1 protein-coding gene is annotated in these 397 nt (G+C 67.5%); it reads left to right on the top strand.

All coding sequences use genetic code 11. The features are described 5' to 3' along the window. Positions 1-41: 41 nt before the first annotated feature. A partial coding sequence (locus G3I78_RS50205) for a hypothetical protein (RefSeq protein WP_203616615.1) occupies positions 42-397 on the top strand: 356 nt, incomplete at its 3' end.

Below are 397 nucleotides of genomic sequence, written 5' to 3'. Positions count from 1 at the left end.
GCTCGCCCGACGGAGAACTGCGGCCGAGCGCCCTGGGCGAGATGCGCTTCGTGGTCACCCATATGGCTGTCGACGAGAAGACGAAGATCTACGACGACGAGCAGGTGCGTGCCGGCAAGGGCCGTAAGGCTTCCTCTCAGCTGGCCTGGGCGCTGCAGTCTCAGGACTGCCCGGCGATCATGCGCGAGTTCTACGGCCACAACAGCGGGGCCGAGTCGAGCCTGCGCGAGTACCTCCTGGTATCCGGCCTGGACATGGACGCTGACGGCACGCTGCGCGTGATCGGCCAGGCTGAGGCGCTCACCGAGCGTCCCGAGCGTCGGTTCATCCCGATGCCCGACTTGCTGCGCACGCAGCCGCGCAAGGGGAGCCAGCTCCCGGGACTGAATACCATGGC

It is taken from the genome of Streptomyces sp. SID13726, assembly GCF_010548375.1.
Taxonomy (GTDB): Bacteria; Actinomycetota; Actinomycetes; order Streptomycetales; family Streptomycetaceae; genus Streptomyces.
Note: the sequence above shows the minus strand (reverse complement) of the source record. Positions and strands in the feature narration are given on the sequence as shown.